Annotated in this window: 26 protein-coding genes and 1 pseudogene; 15 read left to right on the top strand and 12 right to left on the bottom strand. The window is 73.9% G+C overall.

The genetic code is table 11. The features are described from left to right. Positions 1 to 42: 42 nt before the first annotated feature. The 3 genes from ABZ793_RS24685 to ABZ793_RS24675 all read left to right on the top strand — a co-directional run bounded on the left by ABZ793_RS24685 (position 43) and on the right by ABZ793_RS24675 (position 1,545). Entirely contained in the window at positions 43 to 945 is a 903-nt protein-coding gene (locus ABZ793_RS24685; RefSeq protein WP_357461391.1) for a pentapeptide repeat-containing protein, read from the top strand. 86 nt (positions 946 to 1,031) lie between these two features. Further along, on the top strand, positions 1,032 to 1,268 hold the full coding sequence (locus ABZ793_RS24680) for a preprotein translocase YidC (protein ID WP_357461389.1): 237 nt from the start codon (positions 1,032 to 1,034) through the stop codon (positions 1,266 to 1,268). Between the two features lie 49 nt (positions 1,269 to 1,317). Continuing rightward, entirely contained in the window at positions 1,318 to 1,545 is a 228-nt protein-coding gene (locus tag ABZ793_RS24675) for a hypothetical protein (protein WP_357461387.1), read from the top strand. A gap of 27 nt (positions 1,546 to 1,572) precedes the next feature. Here ABZ793_RS24675 and rnhA read toward each other — a convergent pair whose 3' ends face one another. Beyond that, positions 1,573 to 2,052: a ribonuclease HI gene (gene rnhA, locus ABZ793_RS24670; protein WP_357461384.1), complete on the bottom strand. Its 480-nt coding sequence runs from the start codon at positions 2,050 to 2,052 to the stop codon at positions 1,573 to 1,575. Positions 2,053 to 2,182: 130 nt separating this feature from the next. Beyond that, positions 2,183 to 3,433 carry a lycopene cyclase family protein gene (locus ABZ793_RS24665; RefSeq protein WP_357461381.1) on the bottom strand — a complete coding sequence of 417 codons (1,251 nt, stop codon included), beginning with the start codon at positions 3,431 to 3,433 and terminating at the stop codon, positions 2,183 to 2,185. A gap of 155 nt (positions 3,434 to 3,588) precedes the next feature. Here ABZ793_RS24665 and ABZ793_RS24660 point away from each other — a divergent pair, with 155 nt between their 5' ends. Both ABZ793_RS24660 and ABZ793_RS24655 read left to right on the top strand, forming a co-directional pair. Next, positions 3,589 to 4,698, top strand: a complete 1,110-nt coding sequence (locus tag ABZ793_RS24660; RefSeq protein ID WP_357461379.1) for a hypothetical protein — start codon at positions 3,589 to 3,591, stop codon at positions 4,696 to 4,698. Positions 4,699 to 4,736: 38 nt separating this feature from the next. Further along, positions 4,737 to 5,561 carry an inositol monophosphatase family protein gene (locus ABZ793_RS24655; RefSeq protein WP_357461376.1) on the top strand — a complete coding sequence of 275 codons (825 nt, stop codon included), beginning with the start codon at positions 4,737 to 4,739 and terminating at the stop codon, positions 5,559 to 5,561. Positions 5,562 to 5,635: 74 nt separating this feature from the next. On the opposite strand, the gene ABZ793_RS24650 is transcribed toward ABZ793_RS24655, so the two are convergent. Next, on the bottom strand, positions 5,636 to 6,172 hold the full coding sequence (locus ABZ793_RS24650; protein ID WP_357461373.1) for a GNAT family N-acetyltransferase: 537 nt from the start codon (positions 6,170 to 6,172) through the stop codon (positions 5,636 to 5,638). 217 nt (positions 6,173 to 6,389) lie between these two features. Here ABZ793_RS24650 and ABZ793_RS24645 point away from each other — a divergent pair, with 217 nt between their 5' ends. From ABZ793_RS24645 to ABZ793_RS24610, 8 genes are all read left to right on the top strand, one after another. Next, the gene (locus ABZ793_RS24645) at positions 6,390 to 6,764 is read left to right on the top strand and encodes a hypothetical protein (RefSeq protein WP_357461371.1); all 375 of its coding nucleotides are present in this window, start codon (positions 6,390 to 6,392) and stop codon (positions 6,762 to 6,764) included. A gap of 470 nt (positions 6,765 to 7,234) precedes the next feature. Beyond that, entirely contained in the window at positions 7,235 to 7,723 is a 489-nt protein-coding gene (locus tag ABZ793_RS24640; RefSeq protein WP_357461369.1) for a hypothetical protein, read from the top strand. 91 nt (positions 7,724 to 7,814) lie between these two features. Further along, the gene (locus tag ABZ793_RS24635) at positions 7,815 to 8,435 is read left to right on the top strand and encodes a class F sortase (RefSeq protein WP_357461367.1); all 621 of its coding nucleotides are present in this window, start codon (positions 7,815 to 7,817) and stop codon (positions 8,433 to 8,435) included. Between the two features lie 63 nt (positions 8,436 to 8,498). Next, complete coding sequence (locus tag ABZ793_RS24630) at positions 8,499 to 9,602, top strand: magnesium and cobalt transport protein CorA (RefSeq protein WP_357461364.1); 1,104 nt, start codon at positions 8,499 to 8,501, stop codon at positions 9,600 to 9,602. A gap of 97 nt (positions 9,603 to 9,699) precedes the next feature. Further along, positions 9,700 to 10,470: an SGNH/GDSL hydrolase family protein gene (locus ABZ793_RS24625; protein ID WP_357461530.1), complete on the top strand. Its 771-nt coding sequence runs from the start codon at positions 9,700 to 9,702 to the stop codon at positions 10,468 to 10,470. Between the two features lie 36 nt (positions 10,471 to 10,506). Continuing rightward, positions 10,507 to 11,436: an STM4015 family protein gene (locus ABZ793_RS24620; RefSeq protein WP_357461361.1), complete on the top strand. Its 930-nt coding sequence runs from the start codon at positions 10,507 to 10,509 to the stop codon at positions 11,434 to 11,436. Between the two features lie 240 nt (positions 11,437 to 11,676). Continuing rightward, positions 11,677 to 12,048: a hypothetical protein gene (locus tag ABZ793_RS24615; protein WP_357461359.1), complete on the top strand. Its 372-nt coding sequence runs from the start codon at positions 11,677 to 11,679 to the stop codon at positions 12,046 to 12,048. Between the two features lie 122 nt (positions 12,049 to 12,170). Further along, positions 12,171 to 12,587 carry a YchJ family protein gene (locus tag ABZ793_RS24610; RefSeq protein WP_357461357.1) on the top strand — a complete coding sequence of 139 codons (417 nt, stop codon included), beginning with the start codon at positions 12,171 to 12,173 and terminating at the stop codon, positions 12,585 to 12,587. Between the two features lie 40 nt (positions 12,588 to 12,627). On the opposite strand, the gene ABZ793_RS24605 is transcribed toward ABZ793_RS24610, so the two are convergent. The 8 genes from ABZ793_RS24605 to ABZ793_RS24570 form a co-directional block, all read right to left on the bottom strand. Continuing rightward, positions 12,628 to 13,185 carry a gluconokinase gene (locus ABZ793_RS24605; protein ID WP_357461355.1) on the bottom strand — a complete coding sequence of 186 codons (558 nt, stop codon included), beginning with the start codon at positions 13,183 to 13,185 and terminating at the stop codon, positions 12,628 to 12,630. Next, positions 13,175 to 14,404: a D-mannonate dehydratase ManD gene (gene manD, locus ABZ793_RS24600; protein ID WP_350708225.1), complete on the bottom strand. Its 1,230-nt coding sequence runs from the start codon at positions 14,402 to 14,404 to the stop codon at positions 13,175 to 13,177. The genes ABZ793_RS24605 and manD overlap by 11 nt, the downstream gene beginning before the upstream one ends. A 33-nt stretch (positions 14,405 to 14,437) precedes the next feature. Then, positions 14,438 to 15,391 (bottom strand): sugar kinase, encoded by a 954-nt coding sequence (locus ABZ793_RS24595; protein ID WP_357461351.1) that lies wholly within the window; start codon positions 15,389 to 15,391, stop codon positions 14,438 to 14,440. Then, entirely contained in the window at positions 15,388 to 16,026 is a 639-nt protein-coding gene (locus ABZ793_RS24590; RefSeq protein ID WP_357461349.1) for a bifunctional 4-hydroxy-2-oxoglutarate aldolase/2-dehydro-3-deoxy-phosphogluconate aldolase, read from the bottom strand. Before ABZ793_RS24590 ends, ABZ793_RS24595 begins: the two co-directional genes overlap by 4 nt. 4 nt (positions 16,027 to 16,030) lie before the next feature. Beyond that, positions 16,031 to 17,179, bottom strand: a complete 1,149-nt coding sequence (gene dgoD / locus ABZ793_RS24585) for a galactonate dehydratase (RefSeq protein ID WP_357461346.1) — start codon at positions 17,177 to 17,179, stop codon at positions 16,031 to 16,033. A 7-nt stretch (positions 17,180 to 17,186) separates the two neighbouring features. Continuing rightward, positions 17,187 to 18,002, bottom strand: coding sequence for a carbohydrate ABC transporter permease (locus ABZ793_RS24580; RefSeq protein ID WP_357461343.1), 816 nt, complete (start codon positions 18,000 to 18,002; stop codon positions 17,187 to 17,189). Further along, positions 17,999 to 18,949, bottom strand: a complete 951-nt coding sequence (locus ABZ793_RS24575; RefSeq protein ID WP_357461340.1) for a sugar ABC transporter permease — start codon at positions 18,947 to 18,949, stop codon at positions 17,999 to 18,001. Before ABZ793_RS24575 ends, ABZ793_RS24580 begins: the two co-directional genes overlap by 4 nt. An 80-nt stretch (positions 18,950 to 19,029) precedes the next feature. Beyond that, positions 19,030 to 20,316 (bottom strand): sugar ABC transporter substrate-binding protein, encoded by a 1,287-nt coding sequence (locus ABZ793_RS24570; protein WP_357461338.1) that lies wholly within the window; start codon positions 20,314 to 20,316, stop codon positions 19,030 to 19,032. Positions 20,317 to 20,458: 142 nt separating this feature from the next. Here ABZ793_RS24570 and ABZ793_RS24565 point away from each other — a divergent pair, with 142 nt between their 5' ends. Together ABZ793_RS24565 and ABZ793_RS24560 are read left to right on the top strand one after the other, a co-directional pair. Continuing rightward, positions 20,459 to 21,220: an FCD domain-containing protein gene (locus ABZ793_RS24565; RefSeq protein ID WP_357461336.1), complete on the top strand. Its 762-nt coding sequence runs from the start codon at positions 20,459 to 20,461 to the stop codon at positions 21,218 to 21,220. Positions 21,221 to 21,447: 227 nt separating this feature from the next. Beyond that, a complete protein-coding gene (locus ABZ793_RS24560; RefSeq protein WP_357461333.1) occupies positions 21,448 to 22,188 on the top strand; it encodes a hypothetical protein in 741 nt (246 codons plus the stop codon). A 114-nt stretch (positions 22,189 to 22,302) separates the two neighbouring features. On the opposite strand, the pseudogene ABZ793_RS24555 reads toward ABZ793_RS24560, so the two are convergent. Further along, a pseudogene (locus ABZ793_RS24555) lies at positions 22,303 to 23,152 on the bottom strand (hypothetical protein); the annotation flags it as partial.

The raw sequence follows: 23,152 nt of genomic DNA, 5'->3' as shown, positions 1-23,152 counted from the left end.
CCGGCGAGTGGAAGGGTCACGATCGGCAGGAGAACGGTCAGCGTGTCGGAAACACCCCGGTCGTCATCGTCGGCGGCGGACGACCTGCGCGCCGACTGCGCCCGATGCTTCGGGCTCTGCTGCGTCGCGCCCGCCTTCTCCGCGTCGGCCGACTTCGCCATCGACAAGCCGGCCGGGCGCCCCTGCCCGAACCTGGGGGCCGACTCGCGCTGCGGCATCCACGCCGACCTGCGCGAGCGGGGCTTCCCCGGCTGCACCGTCTTCGACTGCTTCGGCGCCGGGCAGCGGGTGGCCCAGCACACCTTCGGCGGGCGGGACTGGCGCGACGCGCCGGAGACCGCGGCGAGCATGTTCGACACGTTCGCGGTGATGCGGCCGCTGCACGAGCTGCTCTGGTACCTGACCGAGGCGCTCACGCTGCGCCCGCCGCAGCCGCTGCGCGACGAGCTCGTCGGCGCGCTCGCCGAGACCGAGCGGCTGACCCGGGAGTCCCCCGAGACGCTGCGGGCGCTCGACGTGGACGCGCACCGGGGGCGGGTCAACCCGCTGCTGTCGCGCGCCGGGGACGCGGCCCGGTCGCGGGGCGGCCGGGCCGGTGCGGACCGGCGGGGCGCCAAACTGTTCGGCGTCGACCTGCGCCGGGTCGACCTGCGGCGAGCGAACCTGCGCGGGGCGCTGCTGATCGGGGCCGACCTGCGCGGCGTCGACCTCGGCCTGGCCGACCTGACCGGCGCCGACCTGCGCGGGGCGGACCTGCGCGGCGCGGACCTGTCCGGCAGCCTGTTCCTGCACCAGTCGCAGCTCGACGCGGCCCGGGGCGACCAGCGCACCGCGCTGCCGCCCGGCCGGACGCGCCCCGGGCACTGGTCGCCGCTGGCGCTCACCCCGGTGCGCCGCGCGCCGCGCTCCCCCGGGCGGCCCGGCCGTCCCACCCGGCGACACTGACTCCCTCCTGCCCACCGGCCGACGTTTCACCCCGTCGGCGCCGGGTAGCCGGGACCGAACGGCACGGCGGCGACGGGGAGGCAGCGGTGGGGTATCGGGCACGCGACGGCGAGCTGCCGGTCGACCCGGCGCACGCCGAGGACGAGGCCGGCCAGGCCCGGCTGGTCCAGGTCGGGGCGGACACCGACGTCCCGGCGCCGGACGACACGACGGCGAAGCCCGACCTGGTCACCGAGGACGACGGGTCCGGCGTGGCCGGCGGCGCGTCGGGCAGTTCCAGCGGCGGGTCCGGCATGCCGGGTCACCCGGACGCGGCGCGTTGAGCCCGGGACCGGGCGTTTGCGATCACCCCACGGGGGCAGGAGGGGCGGCATGACCGAACAGAACCGTACCGACCGGGCCGCCACCGACGAGCCGGACGGCGCGAGCGCCATGCAGGCGTCGCTGCGTCCGCCGGGCGAGTCCCTGCACAGCACCGACGACACCGGCGACGACTTCGCGGACCTGCCGGCCGAGGACCGGCGCTCGGCCCGGGAGGTCAGCCGCGCCGGCTACGACGTGGCCGACGTCTCCGGCACCGTCGACCCGAACCGCGAATAGTGTCGGCGGTCCCGGCCGCTGACCGTGTCAGCGGCCGGCCGGGACCGCGGCGGCGCGGGCCTCGGTCATGCCGCGGTTGGCCAGCGCGTCGGCGCGCTCGTTCTCCGGGTGGCCGTTGTGCCCCTTCACCCACAGCCACGTGACCCGGTGCCGGGCGCACGCGGCCTCCAGCCGCTGCCACAGGTCGGCGTTCTTGACCGGTTGCTTCGCGGCGGTCCGCCAGCCGTTGCGCTTCCACGAGGCGAGCCAGCTGGTGATGCCGTTGCGCACGTACGTGCTGTCGGTGTGCAGCTCGACGGTGACCGGCCGGGTCAGGCTCTCCAGGGCCTGGATGGCGGCCATCAGCTCCATCCGGTTGTTGGTGGTCGGGGTCGCCTCGCCGCCGCAGATCTCCCGTTCGTGCGCGCCGTAGCGCAGCACCACGCCCCACCCGCCGGGGCCGGGGTTGCCGCTGCACGCCCCGTCGGTCCAGATCTGCACGACCCTGCCGGTCGTCTCGTCCGCCATGTCGGCAACCTACCGAATCCCGAACGGCTCTCCCGCCGTCGGGGCAGCCGACCCGGCGCCGCGGCTGTCGATGCACGGACGGGAGGGCCGGCCCGGCCGCCACGCCCACGAGGGCAACAGACGCACGCCGTCAGCCGTCGGCGTCGGTCCGGCCGCTCCGCACCGGCGGCGGGACCGTCCACGTCGCCGACCGGCGAGCCGGGTCGAGGCGGTCCCGGAGCCGGGCGACGACGTCGCCGGCGGCGGCGGCGACCATCGGCAGCAGCCGGGTGGAGCTCATCACCGCCAGTTCCTCCGCCGGGGTGGTGGCGCCGTCGAGGAACCGCAGCACGCGCTCGGCCGGGTTGCGGTCGAAGAGCCGGTCGAAGAACTCCGGCCCACCGACGCCGCCGGCGTCCAGCGCCCGGAGCGCGACCGAGTCCATCCAGCGGTGCCGGCGGGGGTACGCGGGCCCGGGCACCGGCGGCCGGCCGGCGGCGAGGGCAGCCGCGACCTGCTCGGCCTGGCGGCGCATGGCGGAGAAGGTGAAGCCGGTGGAGGGCCGGGTGGCGCCGCCCGCCGTGCCGAGGCGGACCACCCGGGGCGAGGGCCGGGCGTCGAACGGGCCGTCGGTCATGGGGATCACGCCGTTCTCCACCTCCCGTACCCGCAGCTGCGCCGGGTCGAGGCCGAGCAGGTCGCGGTAGCCGGCCAGCGCGGCGTCGTACCCGGCGTCGCTGAGCAGGTCGGGTGAGAACTCCGTGTACTCCACCAGGGCGTACCGGTCGCTGACCGGCAGGACGTAACCGAACGACACGCCCCGGGCGGGCTGCGGGGTGCGGAAGTCCATCAGGACGGCCCGGGCCGGGTCGAAGACCGGCGCCTCGGACTCCAGCCACCAGCCCCGGAAGTGCTGGAGCCAGTTGGTGCGGCCGGGCCGGCGGGGCGGCCGGGGCCGGGAGTCCAGCACCCAGGACGCGCGGAGCGCCGGCCGGCCCCCGCCGACGTGCACCGTGACGTGCCCGCCGTCGTCGTGCAGGCTGTCGACGGGCGCGACGATCCGCCGTACGCCGAGCCGCCGCTCGGCCTCGGCAGCCCGGTCGTAGACCGGGCCCGAGCGCAGCATGGCGTACCGCAGGGGGGCGAGGTCCAGGACGCGGCGGCCGGCGGGCGTCGCGACCTCGACCTGTCGCCAGCTCGCGGCCAGCAGCGGGTCCAGGTCGTTGCCGGGGTGGTCCCAGAACGCCCAGGTGCGGTCCTGGCCGCGCCGGTGGACCGGGTCGACGACGGCGACCCGCAGGTCACGCACACCGTGCCGGTCCAGGGCGGCGAGCACCAGCGACGCGGCACCGCCGCCGCCGACCAGGGCCAGGTCGACGTCCAGCGGTGCGGAGGCGGTCACGCCGACCACGCTGCCACACCCTCCTCGACGACCGGCCACCGGCCGGCCGGGCCGGCGGTCGCGGGCACCCGCCGGGTGCCGCGCGGCGGTAGGGTGCCGGCGGTCGCCCCGCCGGGCGACGGGCACCGTCGCCACCACCGGAGGGTCCGCACCGCATGAGCACCACGGCCGCCAACGCGCTCACCGCCCGCTGGGCGTCCAGCCTGGACGGGGAGCAGACCGTCCTGTCCGGTGCGGGCGTGTACCCGCTGCTGGCGCTGCTCGCACCCTACGCCGCCGGGCCGGCCCGCGACGAGTTGCTCGCGGTCGCCCCCGAGCCGGCCCGGTTCGACCTGGACCGCTCCCCCACCACCCGGCTCGCGCTCGCCACCTGGGCACGGCGGGACCTCCGGCTGACCGACCGGTGGCTGCGGGAGGTGCCGGCGGCCATGCGCGGGGAGTTGACCGGCGACGAGGCGCAGGACCAGCGGGCCCTCGACGAGTGGGCCGCCACCCACACCGACGGCCTGGTCCCCCGGATGCCGGTGCAGGTCACCCCGGACACCGCGATGGTCCTGGCCAGCGCGCTGTCGCTGCTGACCGAGTGGGCCGAGCCGTTCCGGGACGCCCGGTGCGAACCGGCCGGCGGGCCGTGGCGGGGCCGCCGGCTCGCCGGGCTGGGCCGGCTGAGCCACGACCTCGACGCGCTCCGGGTCGCCGACACCGCCGCCGGCCCGCTGAGCCTGCTGACCGTGCGCGGCACCGCCGACGTCGACGTGGTGCTCGCCCTGGGCGCGCCCGGGCGCACGGCGGCGGAGGTGCTGCCCGCCGCGATCGGCGGCCTCGGCGCGCCGTCCGCGCTGCCCGTCGCCGCCGGACCCGGGGTCACCGAACAGGTCGTGGACGCGTACGACGACCGGCCGGAGCTGTACGTCTCCACGGTCGGCTTCACCGTCTCCGCCGACCACGACCTGCTGAAGCGGCCGGCGACGTTCGGCCTGGCGACCGCGACCGGGGACGGCGACCACTTCCCCGGCATCGCCCGGCTCCTGTCCGTCTCGCAGGCGCGGCAGAGCGCGACGGCCACCTTCAGCGCGACGGGCTTCCGCGCCGCCGTGGTCACCGCCCTCTCCGTGCGGGCGGGTTCCGCCCCGCCGCGACTCACCGCACGCAGGCGGCGGGTGCGCCTCGACGTCGACCGTCCGTTCGGGTTCCTCGCCGTGCACCGGTTCACCGGGCTGGTGCTGCTCGCCGGCTGGGTGACCGATCCCACGGTGCGGGGCTGAGGACGGGCTCGCCGACGCCGGCGGTCTACCGTGCAGCCATGGCGAACACCGACCCCGATCTGGCCATCGCCGCGGCGGAGGCCGGCGCGGCCGTCGTACGGGCCTACTACGGCGGCACGTTGGACCGGTTCGACAAGGGCCCCGGCGACTTCGCCACCGTGGCCGACCTGGAGTCGGAGCAGGCCATCCTCGACGTCCTGCGCGGTGCGCGGCCGGACGACGCCGTGCTGGGGGAGGAGAGCGGGCACGGCGGCTCCCGTTCGGCGGCCCGGACCTGGCTGGTCGATCCGCTCTGCGGCACGCTGAACTACGCGGCGCGGACCCCGCTCGCCGCGGTGAACGTGGCGTTGCGCGTCGACGCGGAGATCACCGCCGCGGCGGCCGCCGACCCGCTCGCCGGGGAGCTGTTCTGGGTCGGGGACGGCCGCGCCCACGTGCGCCGCGACGGCGTCGACGAGGCCCTGGTGCCGTCGGCCCGGTCGCGGCTGGTGGACGTCGACCTCGACCCGCCGTTCCCGAACGCGCCCGTGTTCGACGCGCTGCGGCTGCTCGCCGATCCGGAGTTCGCCGCGCGGTTCCGTCCCCGGGTGCTCTCCACGACGCTGGCGCTGGCGTGGGTGGCCGCCGGGCGGCGGGCCGCGTACGTCACCGACCGGGACGTCCGGGACAGCGTGCACTTCGCCAGCGGCATCGCCCTGTGCCAGGCCGCCGGGTGCGTGGTGACCGGCCTGAGGGGACAACCCCTGCACACCGGCGTCGGCGGGCTGCTCGTCGCGGCGGACGCGGAGACGCACGCCGCCCTGCTGGCCCTGGTCGACCGGCAGTTCCGCGCGGCACCGGAGCGGGCGGCTGTCCTGCCCTGACCGGCACGCCGGCCGACCGGGCGGCTGTCCTGCCCTGACCGGCGCGCCGGCCGACCGGGCGGCGCGTCAGGTGCTCAGCGGTCCCCCGCCCGGGTGCGGTAGACGACCAGCCGGCGCAGCGGGCCGGACTCGACGTCCGGGTCGTCGAAGTCGTCGGCCGGGTCGGTGGTCATGCCGAGGCGGCGCATGACCGCCTGGGAGCGTACGTTCGTCGCGGTGGTGATCGCCAGGATCTCCGGCAGTCCGACGGTGTCGAAGCCGTACCGCAGGACGGCCCGGGCCGCCTCGGTGGCGTAGCCGTGGCCCCAGGCGGGGCGGGCGAGCCGCCACCCGGCCTCCACCCCGCTGACCGGGAGCCCGTCGTCGACGCGGTCCAGGCCGGCGAAGCCGATGAACCGGCCACCGTCGCGGACCTCGACGGCCCAGAAGCCGTAGCCGAGCGTGTCGATGGCGGCCTGGAACGACCGCGCCGAGGCGGCGGCCTGCTCGGCGCCGAGCAGCGGGCCGAGGTGCTCGCGCACCTCGGGGTCGGCGTTCATCGCCGCCCACGGGGCGAGGTCGGAATCCCGCCAGCTCCGCAGCAGCAGCCGTTCGGTCCTGATCTCCGTCACCGGGCGACCCTACCGGCCCCGCCGACACCCGGCACGCGGGATTCGCGCGACACTGGCGCGCTGCTGGCCGCCGGCCACCCACCACCGTCTGGCTCCGTACGACGGCCCGGGCCGCGATGAGCCAACAATGTTACGCAGCCATTGACAGTAATTATTTACATATGTCACCTTAAATGCGTACTGCCACGGGGGCGGTACGCACGGGGAGGTCTATTACATGTTGAAGAAAGTCGTCGCCTCAGCTGCGGTTGTCGCCTCATCGCTGGTCGCCGGCGCACTGGTGGCCCCGATGGCCGCCCAGGCCAGCACTCGTTACGGGTGCACCTATCCGCGCGTGTGCTTCTACCTCACCCCCGGGGACTGGACGGCACAGCGGCCGACTGCGGCGTATCAGGACGTTACCAGCACCTGGCAGACTCTCGGCTCGTCCAGCCGTGGCTCCGCCTACGCCTTCAACTCCCGCAACGACGACGTCGCCTACTTCCACTTCACCAACGGCAGGCAGGTATGCCTCCGCCCGGACAGCCCGCTCTACCTGTCCCAGTACGGCACCGTTGACAAGATCCGGATTTCCAGTTCGTCAACCTGTTAGCCCCGACCTTTCCTGAGGGCCGCCCGGCCGGTAGGCCGGGAACGCGAAAGTGCCTTCCGGGCTGGCACGACGAGATTGTTCGAGGTCTCATCCGCCTGTTCCGGAGGCACTTTTCCGTGCCGGTCGAACACCTCGCCACCGGTTCGGTGCGTACAGGGCGCCGGCGGCGGCACGGACGAGACCGGCCCGCCCCCGCGCATCGTCCCCGCCACGGGCCGAGACCGACCCAGGCCCAGACAGCCCGGCACTGACGGCATCGGCCCCGGCCAACCCTCGCGGGCGGGCCGTGCCGGCATTTCCGCTGCTCCCTCCGCCTCCGGGGTGGACACGTGACGGCAACGAGGATTTCTCATTTTCACCGGATCGGGGGTCCAACCCTCCTAGGGTTGGTCACACCGGTGCTAGTCACGGAGTTGGCCACCCGAACGACGTCCCACGCAGTCAGCGGACGAAAAGTGAGGGAGACGCGCATGAAGGTCACAACAGTTCTCGTATCGGCGGCGGTCGGCGTGGGCCTCAGCACGCTCCTGCTCCCGGGCGCCGCGCTGGCCGACACCGTCGTGTCACCGGCCACCACCCCGGTCGGCGGGACGGTCGTGCTCACCGCGACGACGTGCAACCCCAAGTCCGGCGACGCGATCTTCCACGTCACCGGGCCGAACCGCGACCAGAACGTCCGGTCCACCACGGCGGCGGCCGGCGGCGGGCTGAGCGCGGAACTCTTCACCGCCGGCTTCACCCTGGGCACCTACACGGTGACCGCGACCTGCGGCGACGGCAGCTCGGCCGGCAGCGCCACGTTCACCGTCACCCCGATCGGCGGCGCCCAGGCCGGCGGCCGCGACGACACCGACGGGGCCGGCGCGCTCGCCGCCGGTGGCGTCCTGCTCGGCTCCGCCGCCGGAGGCGCCCTGATCCTGGCCCGCCGCCGACGCCACATGGCCGGCGCCACGCTCTGACCGACGGCCGAGCCGTCCATCCCCGCGACGGGTGCCCGCACCGGTGAACGCCGGAGCGGGCACCCGGGCGAACGCGTACGGAGGTGGGAACGTGTCCTGGCGCAGGCCCGGGTGGGCGGTCGCGGTCGTCGCCCTGCTCGGCACCACCGGGCTCGGCCTGGTCACCGCCGGGGTGGCGACGACCCCGCCGCGCCCGCCCCGGCCCGGGGCCGCCGATGCGCCACCCGGGGCCCGCCCCGCGCCGTCGGTGCCGCCGCTGGGCCGGGCCGAACCGGTGGACGTGCGGATCCCGGCCATCGACGTGCGGGCCCCGATCGTCCCGGTGGGCGCCGACGCCGACGGGCACCTGGAGGTGCCACCGCTGGACCGGCCCACCCTCGCCGGCTGGTACCGGCACGGAGTCAGCCCCGGTGAGACCGGCAACGCGGTGATCGTCGGGCACGTGGACTCCGCCGCCGGGCCGGCCGTCTTCTTCGACCTCGGCCGGCTCCGGGCCGGCGACACGGTGCGGATCACCCGCGCCGACGCCAGCGTCGCGACCTTCGCCGTCGACGGTGTCGCGTCGTACCCGAAGGACCGCTTCCCCACCGACCTGGTCTACGGCCCCAGCGGGGCGGCCGGCCTGCGCCTGATCACCTGCGGCGGCCGGTTCGACCGGCGCGTCGGCGGTTACGTCGACAACGTCGTCGTCTTCGCCACCCGGGTGCCGTGACCCAGGATTCGCCGGGCCCGAGTACGGTGTCCGCGCGGATGCCGGCGACGCGGAGGTGGACGGGTGGCGCAGCGGGTGAGGGAGCGGCTGCGGTTGTCGGCCGTGTTCGACCGGCTGCTCGGCCGGCCGGTCCCCGGGCAGCGCGAGCGGGAGCCCCGACGGTCCAACCCGGACGCCGTGGTGGACTGCGCCGTCTACGTCGACGGACGGCGCGAGCCGGGCCGCCCGCACTACGCCGACGCGTACGCCCGCAGTCGCCGCAGCCGCGGCGCCTTCGTCTGGTTGGGTCTGCACGAGCCGGACCCGGCGGTGATGGCGGCGGTCGGCCGCACGTTCCGGCTGGACGACCTGACGGTCGAGCAGGCGCTCGCCGACGGCCACCGCCCCACGGTGCGGCGCGACGGCGGCGTGACCCTGCTGGTGCTGCGCACCGCCGGGTACGTGGAGCACGCCGAGCTGACCGACACCTCGGAGGTGATCGACACCGGGGACGTGATGGTGCTGCTCGGCGACCGCTTCGTCATCACCGTGCGGCACGGCGCCGCGGGCGCGCTCACCCCGGTCCGCGCCGACATCGAGCGCCGCCCGGCAGTGCTCGCGGAGGGCCCGTGGGCGGTGGCGTACGCGGTCTGCGGCCGGATGGTCGACCTCTACCTGGAGGTCGCCGGGCACGTGGAGCGGGACCTGGAACGGGTCGAGGAGACGGTCTTCGCGCGCGACCGGTCCGCCGACATCCAGCACATCTACCAGCTCAAGCGGGAGATCGTGGAGTTCAAGCGGGCGGTGCAGCCGTTGCAGGCGCCGCTGCGGTCGCTGCTCGACGAGCGCCCCGACAACCCGCCGCGCGGCCTGCGCCGCCGGTTCGTCGACGTGGACGCCCGGCTGACCCGGGCGGTGGACCGGGTCGCCGCCTACGACGACCTGCTCAACTCGATCCTGCAGTCCCGGTTGGCGCAGCTCGCGGTGGACCAGAACAACGACATGCGCAAGATCGCCGCCTGGGCCGCCATCGCCGCCACCCAGACCGGGATCGCCGGGATCTACGGCATGAACTTCGCCACCATGCCCGAGCTGAACTGGCGCTACGGCTATCCGGCCGCGCTGGGCCTGATGGCACTGGTCGCGGTCACCCTGCACCGCCTCTTCCGCCGCTCCGGCTGGCTCTGAGCGGAGGTCGCCACCCGCCCGGTCAGGCCGAGCCGGAGGTTCCCCGGCAGTGGCCCGCGAGTTGGCCTGACCGTCGGCCGCTACCCTCGCCCACGTGATGTGGCAGCGGTACGTGGCGGTGGGCGACAGCACCACCGAGGGGCTCGACGACCCCGACGGTGCCGGCGGCTACCGGGGCTGGGCCGACCGGTTCGCCCTCGCGGTGGCCCACGCGCAGGGCGGCCTGGAGTACGCCAACCTGGCGATCCGGGGACGCACCACTGCCCGCATCCGCGCCGAGCAGCTGCAACCCGCCCTCGACCTCGCGCCGGACCTCGCCACCGTGGTGGCCGGGATGAACGACGTGCTGCGCCCCTCCTTCGACGCCGACCGGGTCGCCGAGGACGTCGGGGCCATGCAGCGGGCGCTGGTCGGGCAGGGCGCCACGGTGCTGACCTACACCCTGCCCGACCCGGTGCCGGTGATGCCGCTGGCGCGCCCGCTGCGCGGCCGGATGCTCGCGCTGAACGCCGCGCTGCGCGCCGTGACCGCCGAGACCGGGGCCGCCCTGCTGGACCTCGGCGCCCACCCGGTCGCCTCGGACCCTCGGCTGTGGAGCGACGACCGGCTGCACGCCAACAGCGCCGGCCACGAGCGGATCGCCGCCGCGCTCGCGCACACCGTCGGGCTGCCGGAAACCGACGACGGTTGGACGCGCCCGCTGGAGACCGCACCGCGCCGTCGGCGCCACGAGGTGCTCCGCGCCGAGCTGGCCTGGACCCGCCGGCACCTGCTGCCCTGGCTGGTCCGGCACGCGCGCGGGCGGTCCTCCGGCGACGACCGGGTCGCCAAGCGACCCGTGCCGCTGCCGATCGAGCTGCCCCGATAGCGATGACCGAGAACACAGCAACTGAGGAGTTGCACCATGCCGGGTGACCTAGACACGTTTCACGGCCTACCGGTCGTCGACTTCACCAGTGACGGTGACCTACAGGAAGCAGCGTCGGTGGCATGGCGCGTGAGTGGTGGCGGGTGCGACAGCGACCAGAGCTTCGCGGAGACGTGGCAGCAGTTCCTCCAGGCGGTCGACCTCGCCGGGGTACGGGCCCTGGTATTCGGCGGCTGGGCGGACACATATGAGTTCGACCCCGCGCCCATTCTCGGCCTGGCCGTCGCCGCAGCGGACCGACTGACCGGCCTGCGAGCCTTCCACTTCGGGGACATCTCCTACGAGGATTGCGACATCTCCTGGATCCGGCAGACCGATGTGACCCCCCTGCTGAGCGCCTATCCTCTGCTGGAGCGGTTCGAAGCGCGCGGCGGGCCAGGCATGGCCGTCTCACCGCTGCGCCACACTTCGCTGCAGTACCTGGAGTTCGAGAGCGCTGGCCTTCCGGCCCAGGTGGCGCGCGGACTCTGCGCCTCCGAGTTGCCCGCGCTGAAGGAACTGGAGCTGTGGCTCGGAGTCCGGGATCGCGGGGGCGACACCACCGTTGCTGACCTGGCAGCACTGCTCTCCGGCGAACGCTTCCCTGCGCTGCGTCACCTGGGACTGCTCAACAGCATGCTGCAGGACGAGATTGCCGCGGCGGTCGCCGAGGCTCCCGTCGTCGCACAGTTGCGGTCCCTGGCCCTGTCCATGGGCGCCCTGTCGGACACCGGCGCCGCGGCGCTTCTCAACGGCCGGCCCCTCACTCACCTGAGGTGGCTCGACCTCCAGCACCACTACGTCAGCGCGGCCATGATGCGTCGGCTGCGGGATGCCCTGGAGCCTTCCGGGGTCGAAATCGACCTCAGCGACGGTAGGGAGGACCCGGGCGACAGCAAGTGGCGCTACGTCGCGCTCCCCAAATGACATGTCGGCGGTCGTCATTGCGAGGGTTCCAGTCCGTCGACGCTCGGGGAAAGTCCCTGCGAGCCTGACCGACCGATCGGCCCACCGGCAGGGCCGATTTCCGTCGCGCCGACTGGTCCGATCCGGCCCGCGCCACGCGCCCGCGTGTACCGGCCGGCCGGACGCCCAGCACCTGCCGGCGTTTGACCGCCGGGGCCGGGGGAAGACGGTGCGCCCAGGGCCGATTCCCGAGGAGCGACGATGGCGGACGCAGGACGGGCCAGGAAGGCAACCGGGGCGCGCAAGGCCCCGATGAAGCGGACGGCGGCGGCGAAGAAGGTGGCGACGGCCACGAAGCGGGCCACCGGGACGACCGCGGCCAAGACCCCGGGTGAGAAGCCGACGTCGACGACGCCCCGGGTGGCCCGGAAGAAGGCCACCTCCGCCACGGCGACCCCCGCCCGCGCCCGGAAGGCGCCGGCCACGGGCGCGCCGGCGAAGAAGGCGCCCGCGAAGAAGACGGCGAAGGCCGCCGCGACCCGTGCCGGCGCGGCCGCGAAGGCGCCGGCCCGCAAGGCGACGACCATGGAGTCCTTCGGCAACCGGCGGACAGCCCGGACGAGCGGCCGCTGACCCGGCCCGCACGGCGGGTGCTCCGGCAATGGACCGCACCCGTCGGCGTGCGGCGCCGGGGCGGACGCCCGCGCGCGGGGTCCGGACGCCGGTCGCGGCGGGCCGTCGGCCAGAATGGGCCCGTGGCGACCAGACCCCGCCGGAGCGCGGCCGACGACCCCGACCGGACCTGCCCGTGCGGCTCCGCCCAGCCGTACGCGCAGTGCTGCGGGCGACTGCACCGGGGCGAGGCCGACGCGGCGACCGCCGAGGCGCTGATGCGCTCGCGGTACAGCGCCTTCGCCGTCGGCGACACCGCGTACCTGCTGCGCAGCTGGCACTCCTCGACCCGGCCGCGCCGGCTCGACCTGGAACCCGGCCAGCGCTGGACGGGGCTGGAGATCGTCGACGCCGACCGGGGCGGGCTCTTCGACGCCACCGGCGTCGTCGAGTTCCGCGCCCACTACCGCGCCGGCGGCCGGCCGGGGACGCAGACCGAACGCAGCCGGTTCGTCCGCGAGGACGGGCGCTGGGTCTACCTCGACGCGCTGCCGGGGTGACGCCCGGTCGCGGGGCCGGGGCGCCGCGACCGGGCCGTGGCTACCCGCTGGTGGCGACGCCGGTGTGCAGGCGGAGCCCGTCGACCGCCGCCGAGACGAGTTCGTCCGGCGTCAGCGAGCCGTCGAGCACCAGCACCGACTCGTCCGGATGGGGCTGCTCCAGGGTGGCCAGCTGCGACTCCAGCAGGCTCGCCGGCATGTAGTGCCCGGCACGCCGGGCCAACCGGTCCCGGATCACCTCGGCCGGCCCGTCCAGGTGGACGAACTCGACGCTCGGCGGCCCCTGGCGCAGCACGTCGCGGTAGGAGCGCTTCAGCGCCGAGCAGGCCAGCACCGTCGACACGCCCTCGGCGGAGCGGTCCGCCATCCACGCGGCCAGGTTGCGTAGCCAGGGCAGCCGCGCGGCGTCGTCCAGCGGCACGCCGGCCCGCATCTGCTCCACGTGGGCCGGCGAGTGGAACTCGTCCGCCTCGGCGAAGGTCAGTCCGGTACGGGCGCTGATGCCCCGGGCCACGGTCGTCTTGCCCGCCCCGGAGACCCCCATCACGACCACGTGCCGGGTCGCGGCCGCGCCGCTCCGGCGGCTCTCACCAGTCATGGACGGTTCCGTCCTTGAGCCGGTTGAACGGCAGGTAGGCCGGCACGTAGGGGAACTTCGCGGCGGCTTCCTCGTCGAGTTCCACGCCGAGCCCCGGCTGCTCGCCCGGGTGCAGGTAGCCGTCGGTGAAGGTGAACGACTGCCGGAAGACCTCGTTGGTGAGCGGCCCGTGCTGCATGTACTCCTGGATGCCGAAGTTGTGGATGGCGAGGTCCAGGTGCAGCGCGGCGGCCATGCCGACCGGCGAGATGTCGGTCGGGCCGTGGATGCCGGACTTGATCTGGTACTGGGCGGCGAAGTCGAGCAGCTTGCGCATGGCCGTGATGCCGCCGGTGTGGGTGACGGCGGACCGGACGTAGTCGATCAGCTGCTCGCGGATGAGGGTCTGGTAGTCCCACACCGTGTTGAAGATCTCGCCGATGGCCAGCGGGGTGGTGGTGTGGTGGCGGACCAGCCGCAGCGCCTCCTGGTTCTCCGCCGGGGTGCAGTCCTCGAGCCAGAACAGGTCGTACGGCTCCAGGGCCTTGCCCAGCTTCGCGGCCTGGATCGGGGTCATCCGGTGGTGGCCGTCGTGCAGCAGCGGCAGCTCCGGGCCGAACTCGTTGCGGACCGCCTCGAAGACGCCGGGCAGGTGCCGCAGGTAGGCGCGGGTGTCCCAGTCCTCCTCGGCCGGCAGCGGGGTGCGCTGCGCCGGCTCGTAGTCGTACCGCTTGCCGTCGGCGCTGGGCTGGGCGGCGACGCCGTAGACGGCGTTGATGCCCGGCACGGAGGTCTGCACGCGGATCGACCGGAAGCCGAGCTCCAGGTGCCGGCGGATCGAGTCGAACAGCTCCGGGATGTCGCGGCCGGAGGCGTGGCCGTAGGCCATGATGCCGGTGCGGGAGGCCCCGCCCAGCAGCTGGTACAGCGGCATGCCGGCGGCCTTGGCCTTGATGTCCCACAGCGCCACGTCCACCGCCGCGATGGCCGCCATGGTGACCGGCCCGCGCCGCCAGTACGCCGAGCGGTACAGGAACTGCCAGGTGTCCTCGATGCGGTGCGGATCGCGGCCGATCAGCAGCGGGACGACGTGGTCGCGCAGGTACGAGGCGACCGACAGTTCGCGGCCGTTGAGGGTGCCGTCGCCCAGGCCGGTGATCCCGTCGTCGGTGGTGATCTTCAGGGTGACGAAGTTGCGGTCGGGGCTGGAGACGATGACGTCAGCGGCGACGATCTTCACGGGATGCCTTTCTTCTACAGGTGCGCGGGGCGGCTAACGGAGGACGCTGCCCGTCTCGTGGCCGTCGAGAAGGGACAGTTCGGCGCGGCGGGGCAGCCCTTCGCAGTCGCCTCGGCTGGAGACCGCGAAGGCGCCGAGGGTGGCCGCGCGGCGCAGGCGACCGGCCAGGTCGAGCCCGTCGAACCAGCCGGACAGGTAGCCCGCGGTGAACGCGTCCCCGGCGCCGACGGGGTCGACGGCGGTCACGGTCAGCGCCCCGACGTGCTGGACGCCGTCCGGGGTGTGCGCCCGGGCCCCGTCGGCGCCCAGCTTGACCAGGACGGTGTCCACGCCCCGCCCGAACAGGTCCGCCACGACCGTGGACTCGTCGGCGCCCGGGTCGCCGACGAGGTCGAGCTCGTCGGCGGAGGCGATGACGATCGAGGCGTACGCCGCCAGCGGGGTGAGCACCTCGCGGGCGGCGTCCCGGGACCAGAGGCGGGCGCGGTAGTTGACGTCGAGGCAGACGGGGATGCCCGCCTCGGCCGCGGCCTCGGCGGCCCAGCGGGTGGCCGCGCGGGCGGCGTCGGACAACGCCGGGGTGATCCCGGTCAGGTGCAGTATTCCGGCGCCGGCGGCCAGCGGCGCCCGCAGGTCGGCGACGCGCAGCGCCGACCCGGCCGATCCGGCCCGGTGGTACTGCACCCGGGTCAGGTCGGCGGTGCGCTGCTCCAGGAACATCAGGCCGGTCGGCCGGTCCGGGTCGCGGGTCACGCCGTCGACACCGACGCCCTCGGCGCGCAGCTGCCGCAGCGTGTACTCGCCGAACTCGTCGGTGCTCACCCGGCCGGCCCAGGCGGCCCGGTGGCCCAGCCGGGCCACCCCCACCGCCACGTTGGACTCGGCGCCGGCCAGGTGCATGGTCAGCGGTCCGCCGGCGGCGAGGGGGCCGGCGGAGCGCAGCGACACCATGGTCTCGCCGAAGGTGAGCAGGTCGGGTGCGGTCATGACGCGGCCGGCTCCCGCACGGCGGCGAGGTAGGTGCGGGCCCGCGTCCGCAGCGCGTCCAGGTCACCGCCGGAGGCGGCGTCGCCGACCAGCGGCCCGCCGACGCCGACCGCGATCGCGCCGGCCTTCAGGTAGCCGGGCACGTCGGCCAGGCCCACGCCGCCGACCGCGACGAACGGGATGTCCGGGAAGGGGTCGCGCACCGCCCTGAGGTACGCCGGGCCCCCGACCGACACCGGGAACAGCTTGATCGCCGACGCCCCCATCCGCATGGCGGTGTACGCCTCGGTCGGGGTGAACGCGCCGGCGGCGACCGGAATGCCCCGGCGGGCCGCCTCGGGGATCGACTCGACCACGGCCGGCGTCACCACGAACTGGGCGCCCGCGGCGGCCACGTCGGCCACGTCGGCGGCGGTGAGCACGGTGCCGGCGCCGACCAGGGAGCCGGCGGGGGCGACCCCGCGCAGCGCCTCGACGGCCCGCAGGGCGTCCGGCGTGGTGAGGGCCACCTCGACGAGGCGTACGCCCTCCTCCAGCAGGGCGGCGCCGGCGGCGATCGCGCCGGCGGTGTCGGTGCCCCGGATGACCGCGAGGATGCGGGCGTCGGTGAGTTCGGCGGTGAGGTCGAGGGTCATGTGATCACCATTCCGCGTAGGAGCCGTCACGGTGCCGCCACGTGGGGCTGCGCCACGCGTGGCCGCGCTTGTCCGCCGTTCGCACGGCGTGCTCGTCGATCTCGATGCCGAGTCCGGGTGCCGTGAGCCGCTCGACGTACCCGTCGACGAACGTCAGCGGGGTCTTGTCGAGGCAGTAGTCGAGCACCTCGGCGCCGAGGTTGTAGTGGATGCCGATGCTCTGTTCCTGGATCAGGTAGTTCGGCGTGGCGAAGCCGACCTGCAGGCAGGCCGCGAGGGCGATCGGCCCGAGCGGGCAGTGCGGGGCGAGCTGCACGTCGTACACCTCGGCCAGCGCGGCGATCTTGCGGACCTCGGTGATGCCGCCGGCGTGCGAGAGGTCCGGCTGGGCGACCGCGATGCCGGCCTGCAGCACCGGCAGGAACTCCTGCCGGCTGTAGAGCCGCTCCCCCGTCGACACCGGCGTGGTGGTGGAGCGGACGAACTCGCCGATGAGGTGCGAGTTCTCCGGGACCACCGGTTCCTCGAGGAAGAACGGCCGGTACGGCTCGAGCAGCGGGGCGACCCGGCGGGCGGTGGCGAGGGTGAACCGGCCGTGGAAGTCGACCGCGACGTCCCGCTCGTCGCCGAGCACCTCGCGGGCGGCGGCCACCCGCTGGACCACGCCGTCGAGTTCGGCGACCGAGGCGACCGGGCTCATCTTCCCGGACGCGTTCATCTTCACCGCGGTCAGGCCGGTCTCGACGGCGGCGGCGATCTGGTCGCGGACCTCGGCGGGCTCGTCGCCGCCGACCCAGCCGTAGACCCGGATCCGGTCCCGGACCGGACCGCCGAGCAGCTGGTGCACCGGCGCGCCGAAGTGCTTGCCGGCGATGTCCCACAGCGCCTGGTCGAGCCCGGACACGGCGCTGGCCAGGATCGGCCCGCCCCGGTAGAACGAGCCCTTGGTCATGACCTGCCAGTGGTCCTCGATGCGCAGCGCGTCCTGGCCGATCAGCAGTTCGCTGAGCTGCTCGACGGCGGTGCGGACGGTCTCGGAACGGCCCTCGCAGGTCGCCTCGCCCCAGCCGACGATGCCGGAGGAGGTCTGCACCCGGACGAACAGCCAGCGCGGCGCGACGAGGAAGGTCTCGACCTTTTCGATTGTCGTCATGGCGTCCTCAGCCCTTCGTGGCGCCGGCGGTGAGGCCGGAGACGATGTACTTCTGCACGAACAGGGCGATCACCATGATCGGCACGGTGACCACGGTGGCCGCCGCCATCAGGCCGCCCCAGTCGATGCTGGCGTAGCCGACGAAGTCGAAGATCGCCACGGGAAGCGTCTTGGTGTCGGCGCCGGAGAGCACGAGGGCGAACATGAAGTTGTTCCAGGAGAAGATGAAGGACAGGATCCCCGCGGTGGCGATGCCGGGCACCGACAGCGGCAGGGTGATCCGCCGGAACGCGCCGATGTGGGTCAGCCCGTCGACGAGCGCCGCCTCCTCGAGTTCGGCCGGCAGGCCGTCGAAGTAGCCCATCATGATGTAGACGATCAGCGGCAGCGACACGAACATGTGGCTGAGGATCAGCACGGTGAACCCGCCGACCATCTGCAGGTTCGAGAAGACGTAGTACCAGGGCACCAGCAGCGAGACGCCGGGGATGACCCGGGCCATGAGCACGACGAGCGCGGACTTCTTCATGTTGAAGCGGCTCATCGAGTACGCGGCGGGCACGCCGAGCAGGAGCGACAGCACGGTCGCCGCGAACGCCACCCAGAGGCTGTTGCCGATGAACTGGACGTAGTTCGCCTGCTCCAGCACCGTGCCGTAGTTGTCCAGGGTGGGCGAGAAGGAGAACGCCTTGTCGGTGTCGTAGATGTCGACGTTGGTCTTCAGCGACGCGAGGATCATCCAGAGCAGCGGCGCCACCAGCGAGAACACCACGACGACCAGGGCCACCGCCCGGAAGACCTTGAACGGCCTGCTCGGCTTCATCGGTCCAGCCCCTTCTTGCGGTAGGTCAGGGCCCACATCACCCCGATGATGATCAGGAAGAAGATGATGAGGACCGTCGACGAGACGCCGTAGTCGTTGTAGTCGAAGCTGAGGCCGTAGGCGTAGACGTTGAGGGTCTCCACCTCGTGGAACGACCCGCCGCCGCGCCCCTTGGTGGCGTAGAGGATGTCGAAGGTCTTCAGGGCGTCGATGCCGCGCAGCAGGACCGCGACGATCACGGTGGGCATCAGCAGCGGCAGGGTGACGTGCCGGAACCGCTGCCAGGTGCTGGCGCCGTCGATCAGCGCCGCCTCCTGCGGCTCGTCGGACAGCGACGTCAGGCCGGCGAGCAGGATCAGCACGACCATCGGCGTCCACTGCCAGATGTCGATGAACATCGTCGTGGGCAGGGCCGAGCTCTGCCCGGACAGCCAGGGCTGGGGGCCGATCCCGACCCAGCCGAGCACCTGGTTCGCCATACCGATGTTGGGGTCGAAGATCAGCCGCCACATCATGCCGACCGCGACCGGGGTGGCGACCAGCGGCAGCAGGATCGCGACGCGGACCCACTTCTCACCGCGGAACGGCCGCCACAGCAGCAGGGCGATCGCCATGCCGAGCACGACCTCGACGAGGAGCACGACGCCGGTGAAGAGGGCGGTGCGCCACACGGCCGGCCAGAAGCGGTCGGTGTCGGTGAGCACGTCGAGGTAGTTCTGGAAGCCGATGAACTCGCTCTCGGCGCGTACCGAGCCCTCGGCGTCGGTCAGGCTGAGGTACCCGGTCCAGGCCACCGGGAAGACGATCAGCACGGCGACGAACGCCATGGCGGGTGCCGCGAAGAGCCACTTACGGTGCTCGTTGGCCCAGCGCGACCAGGCTGAGGTCTCCGGGGACGCCGGACGCGCCTCGGTCGATCTTTTGACTGGTGTGGTGACGGCTGACATGAGGTCTCCGGGTGGGGGTCAGGGCCAGCGTCCCGACGCGGGGTGGCGGAGCCGGTCGGCTCCGCCACCTGCGCCTCGGGCTACTTCGCCTCGTCGTCGAGGAACTTCTGGAACGCCTCGTTGGCCGCGTCCGCCGAGGCGGCCGCGTCCTTGCCGGTGATCGCGTCGACGATCGGCTGGCCGACGATCTCCCGCGCCTGGGCGACCTTCACGACCAGCGGACGGTCGTGGCCCACGCCGTTGGCGGTGCTGACCGTGGTGGCTTCGGCGAGGTCCTTCGGGTAGCTCGCCGAGCCCTCCGGGTTCTCCCAGACGGACGTGCGGGCGCTGGGGACGCCGGCCTTCTGCTGCGCCAGCGCCTGCTCCTTGCCGGCCGCCCACTGGATGAACTTCCAGGCGTTGTCCTGGTTCTTGGACGTCTCGTTGACGCCGAGCGCCCACGAGGGGATGTTGTACGGCTTCGAGCCGGCCGGGCCGGCCGGGAAGGCGGCGAACCCGACGGTCTCGGAGACCTTCGACTTGGCCGGGTCGGTGGCGTTCTTGTAGAGCGAGTTGGCCTCGGTGTAGAAGGCCGCCTTGCCCTGGGTGAAGATCGCCATCGCCTCGGACCAGCTCATGTCGGTGCTGATGTTCTCCGGGCCGTGCTCGCGCAGCAGCCCGCCGTAGTAGGCGTACGCCTGCTTGGCCTGGTCGGTGTTGACCGACGCCTTGCCGTTGGCGTCGACGAAGTCGCCGCCGAAGCTGTAGAGGAAGCTGGAGAACTGCGTGACGGCGGCCGCCTTGCCGGTGCGGGACACGAAGCCCGCCACGCCCGGGTTGTCCGCCTCGACCTTGGCCGCCTGCGCCTTGAGCTCGTCGAGGGTCTTCGGCGGGGCCGTGAAGCCGGACTTCTCCAGCAGGTCCTTGCGGTAGTAGAGGACCTCCTGCTCGGTGATGATCGGCACCCCGACCAGCTTGTCCTCGTAGCTGGTGGCCTGCACCGGCCCGGTCTGGAAGTCGCCGAACTCGAACGCGCCGTCCGACTTGGCCTTGTCGGTCAGGTCGGCCAGGTACTTGTTCTTGGCGAACAGCTTCCCCTCCTGCAGGGGCCGGTACATCATCACGTCGATGTCGCTGGACCCGGCGTTCAGCTTGACGTTGTACTGGTCTGAGAGCTGGTCCTCGCCGAGCTGGGTCACTTCGACCTTGAGGCCCGTCTGCTTCTCGAACTCCGGCAGCGCCTTCTTGATGTTGTCCGTCCAGACGTGGTTCACCAGCGTCACGCGCACGGTGTCCGAGCCGCCGGCGTCGTCCCCGCCACCGCAGGCGGACAGGCCGAGGGCGACGACCATCGCCAGGGAAGTCCCGATAACTGATCGACGTCTCACGTCCATCTCTCCTTAAGCCGTGGCCGTGGCCGGGCCCGAGGTGGGGCCGCCACCTCCCTGTTTACATCCGCTTAACGTCGGGATGCTAGGCCGAAAAAGCAGATTTATTCAAGAGGTAGACCCAACTGATATGATCCGCTCTGTGAAACCGTCCTCCCCAGGGGTCGCAGTCGCCCCGATCGCCCCTGCCGAGGCCGGGCTGCACGCACGCGTCCTCGACCACCTCGGCACGGCCATCTGCGGTGGCGAACTGGCGGCCGGGGCCGTCCTCAACATCGACGAACTGGTCGAGCGGTACGCCGTGTCCCGCTCGGTCGTCCGCGAGGTCCTGCGGGTGCTCGCCTCGATCGGGTTCATCGAGACCCGCCGACGGGTCGGCGTCATGATCCGTCCGACGAACGCCTGGAACGTCTTCGACCCGCAGGTGATCCGCTGGCGGCTCGCCTCGTCCGGCCGCATCGCCCAGCTCCGCTCGATCACCGAGCTGCGCACCGCCGTCGAGCCGCACGCCGCCCTGCTCGCGGCCAGCCGGGTCGGTCACGACGAGGCGAGCGACCTCGTCGGGCTCGCGGCGAAGATGTGGGCCGCCGGCAAGGCCGGCGACGAGGAGCGCTTCCTGCGGCTCGACATCGAGTTCCACCGGCGGGTGCTGATCGCCTCCGGAAACGAGATGTTCGTCCGGCTGCAGGAGTTGGTCGCGGAGGTGCTCACCGGCCGGCACCAGCACCACCTCATGCCCCACCACCCGCACGAGCAGGCCCTCCAACTGCACGCGGAGGTGGCCCAGGCGATCCAGCGGCGCGACGGCGAGCGCGCCCGGCAGGCCATGGTGCAGCTCATGGAGCAGGCCTTCGACGAGATGAGTTCGATCTGGGAGCAGACCGGCGAGACCGCCGGCCCCTGACCGCTGCCCCGACCCCGCCCCGTCCCGCTCCCGCCGTCCCTTCGCCCGGCGTATGCTGGTGGCGGCGCCGTCCCGCGCCTCACCTCCTTACCGGTGCTCACGCCACCGGCGTCGCGGAGGCAAAGGGAGCCTCGCGTTCTCGGGATGCCGTGCCACATGCCCTGATCCGGCGCGGTCGACGGGAGCGTGAGTCCCTGCGACCCGCGCCGTCGACGAGGGAGCATGTGATGACGCGTGACAGGTCGTTCAAGACCCGGGTCCGGGCCCGGATGGACAAGACCGGCGAGAGCTACACGACCGCCCGCCGGCAACTCGTCGCCCGGTCGACCGCCGCCGAGCCCGAGCCCGAGCCCGCAGCCGCGCCGCCCGAGCCTTCGAAGCCCGCGCCGGGCGCGACGTCGTCGGGCACGGCGGTGCAGACCGAGCGGATCTCCGACGCGCTCCTGCGGGAGCGCACCGGCCGCGGCTGGGACGAGTGGTTCGTCCTGCTCGACGCCTGGGACGCGACCGGGCGTACGCACACCGAGATCGCCCGTTGGCTGGTCACCACGCACGAGGTGCCGGGCTGGTGGGCGCAGACCCTCACCGTCGGGTACGAACAGACGCGCGGCCTGCGCGCCCCCGGGCAGCGGCGCGGCGGCGGCTTCTCCGCCGCCGGCAGCCGCACGGTGGCCGTACCGGTGCGGCGGCTCTTCGACGCCTTCGCCGACGACGCGCTGCGCCGCCGGTGGCTGCCCGACGCGGAGGTCCGGGTCCGCACCGCCACCGCGCCCCGGACGTTCCGCGCCGACTGGGGCGACGGGTCGACCCGGCTCGTGGTGGGCTTCGCCGCCGTGGGCGAGACGAAGTCCCGGGTGTCCGTCCAGCACGAGAAACTGACCGGGGCGGAACAGGCGGCCGAGCTGAAGGCGTACTGGCGGGACCGGCTGGCCGCGCTCAAGCACCTCCTGGAAGGCGCGGGCCGATGAGCACGTCGCCGGCACGACCCCTCCGATCCGGCCACCAGCGGTCGGACCGGCGCGTCGCCGGCTGACGGCGGACCGGCCCGGCGGCGGTCACACCGACCGCCGCCGGGCCCGCCGTCAGCCGGCGCGACCGGCGGCCACCCGACCCGGCCCGCGTCGGGCCCGCCGGCCGCCGCGCGTCACCAGGAGCAGCGCGACGATCAGGTACGGCACGGCGGCCACCGCGAAGGCGACCCCGTTGCCGGCCCCGGTGGCGAGCAGGCCGTACCCGCCGTAGACGGCGATGATCGTCACGTCGGTGGCCATCCCGGCGAGCGAGGTGACCGTGGCCCGGCTGCTGCCGGTGATCCGGGCCTGCAAGCGGGCGTCGGCGAGCACGGTGGCGAGTTGGAAGCCGCAGAACGCGGCCGCGACCAGCACGAACCCGACGGGCCGGGCGAGCAGCGCCCCGGCGGCCAGGGCCACGCCGGACACCGCCAGCAGCCCGGCGTACCCGCGGGTGGTCAGCCGCTCCCCCGCCGGGGCGAGCAGGCCGCCGACGCTCACCCCGACCCAGATGAGCAGGAGCAGCAGCGGCACCGTCGCCTCGGCGACGCCGGTGTCCCGCGCCAGCAGCGGCGTGTACTCCTCGAGGGCCCCCCAGACCGCCGCGACCGCCGCGACCAGCAGCATCGCCGCGCGGACGGCCCGGTCGGCGTGCGCCTCGGCGAGCCCGGCGCGCAGGCTCGCCCACCAGCCGAGGTCGTCGTCGCCGTCCTCGTCGTCCGCGTCGCGTCCCGCCTCGGCGGCCCGGCCGGTCCGCTCCTGGATGGCGGTCGCGGCCGGGCCGGCGGTGGGGGGGGGGGGCGGCCCCGCCGCCGCCCCGCCGCCGGGGGGGGGCGCGGCCGCACGGGGCTGGCAGGCAGGGTCGGTCGGCGTCTCGCCCCTGCCTCCCCCGCATCCGCCGGTCGGGACGACGGCGCGCCCC

Origin of the sequence: Micromonospora sp. NPDC047465, assembly GCF_040643125.1 — a bacterium.
Lineage (GTDB): Bacteria > Actinomycetota > Actinomycetes > Mycobacteriales > Micromonosporaceae > Micromonospora.
The sequence above is the reverse complement of the archived record's forward strand: the minus strand, read 5'-3'. Positions and strand labels throughout refer to the sequence as shown.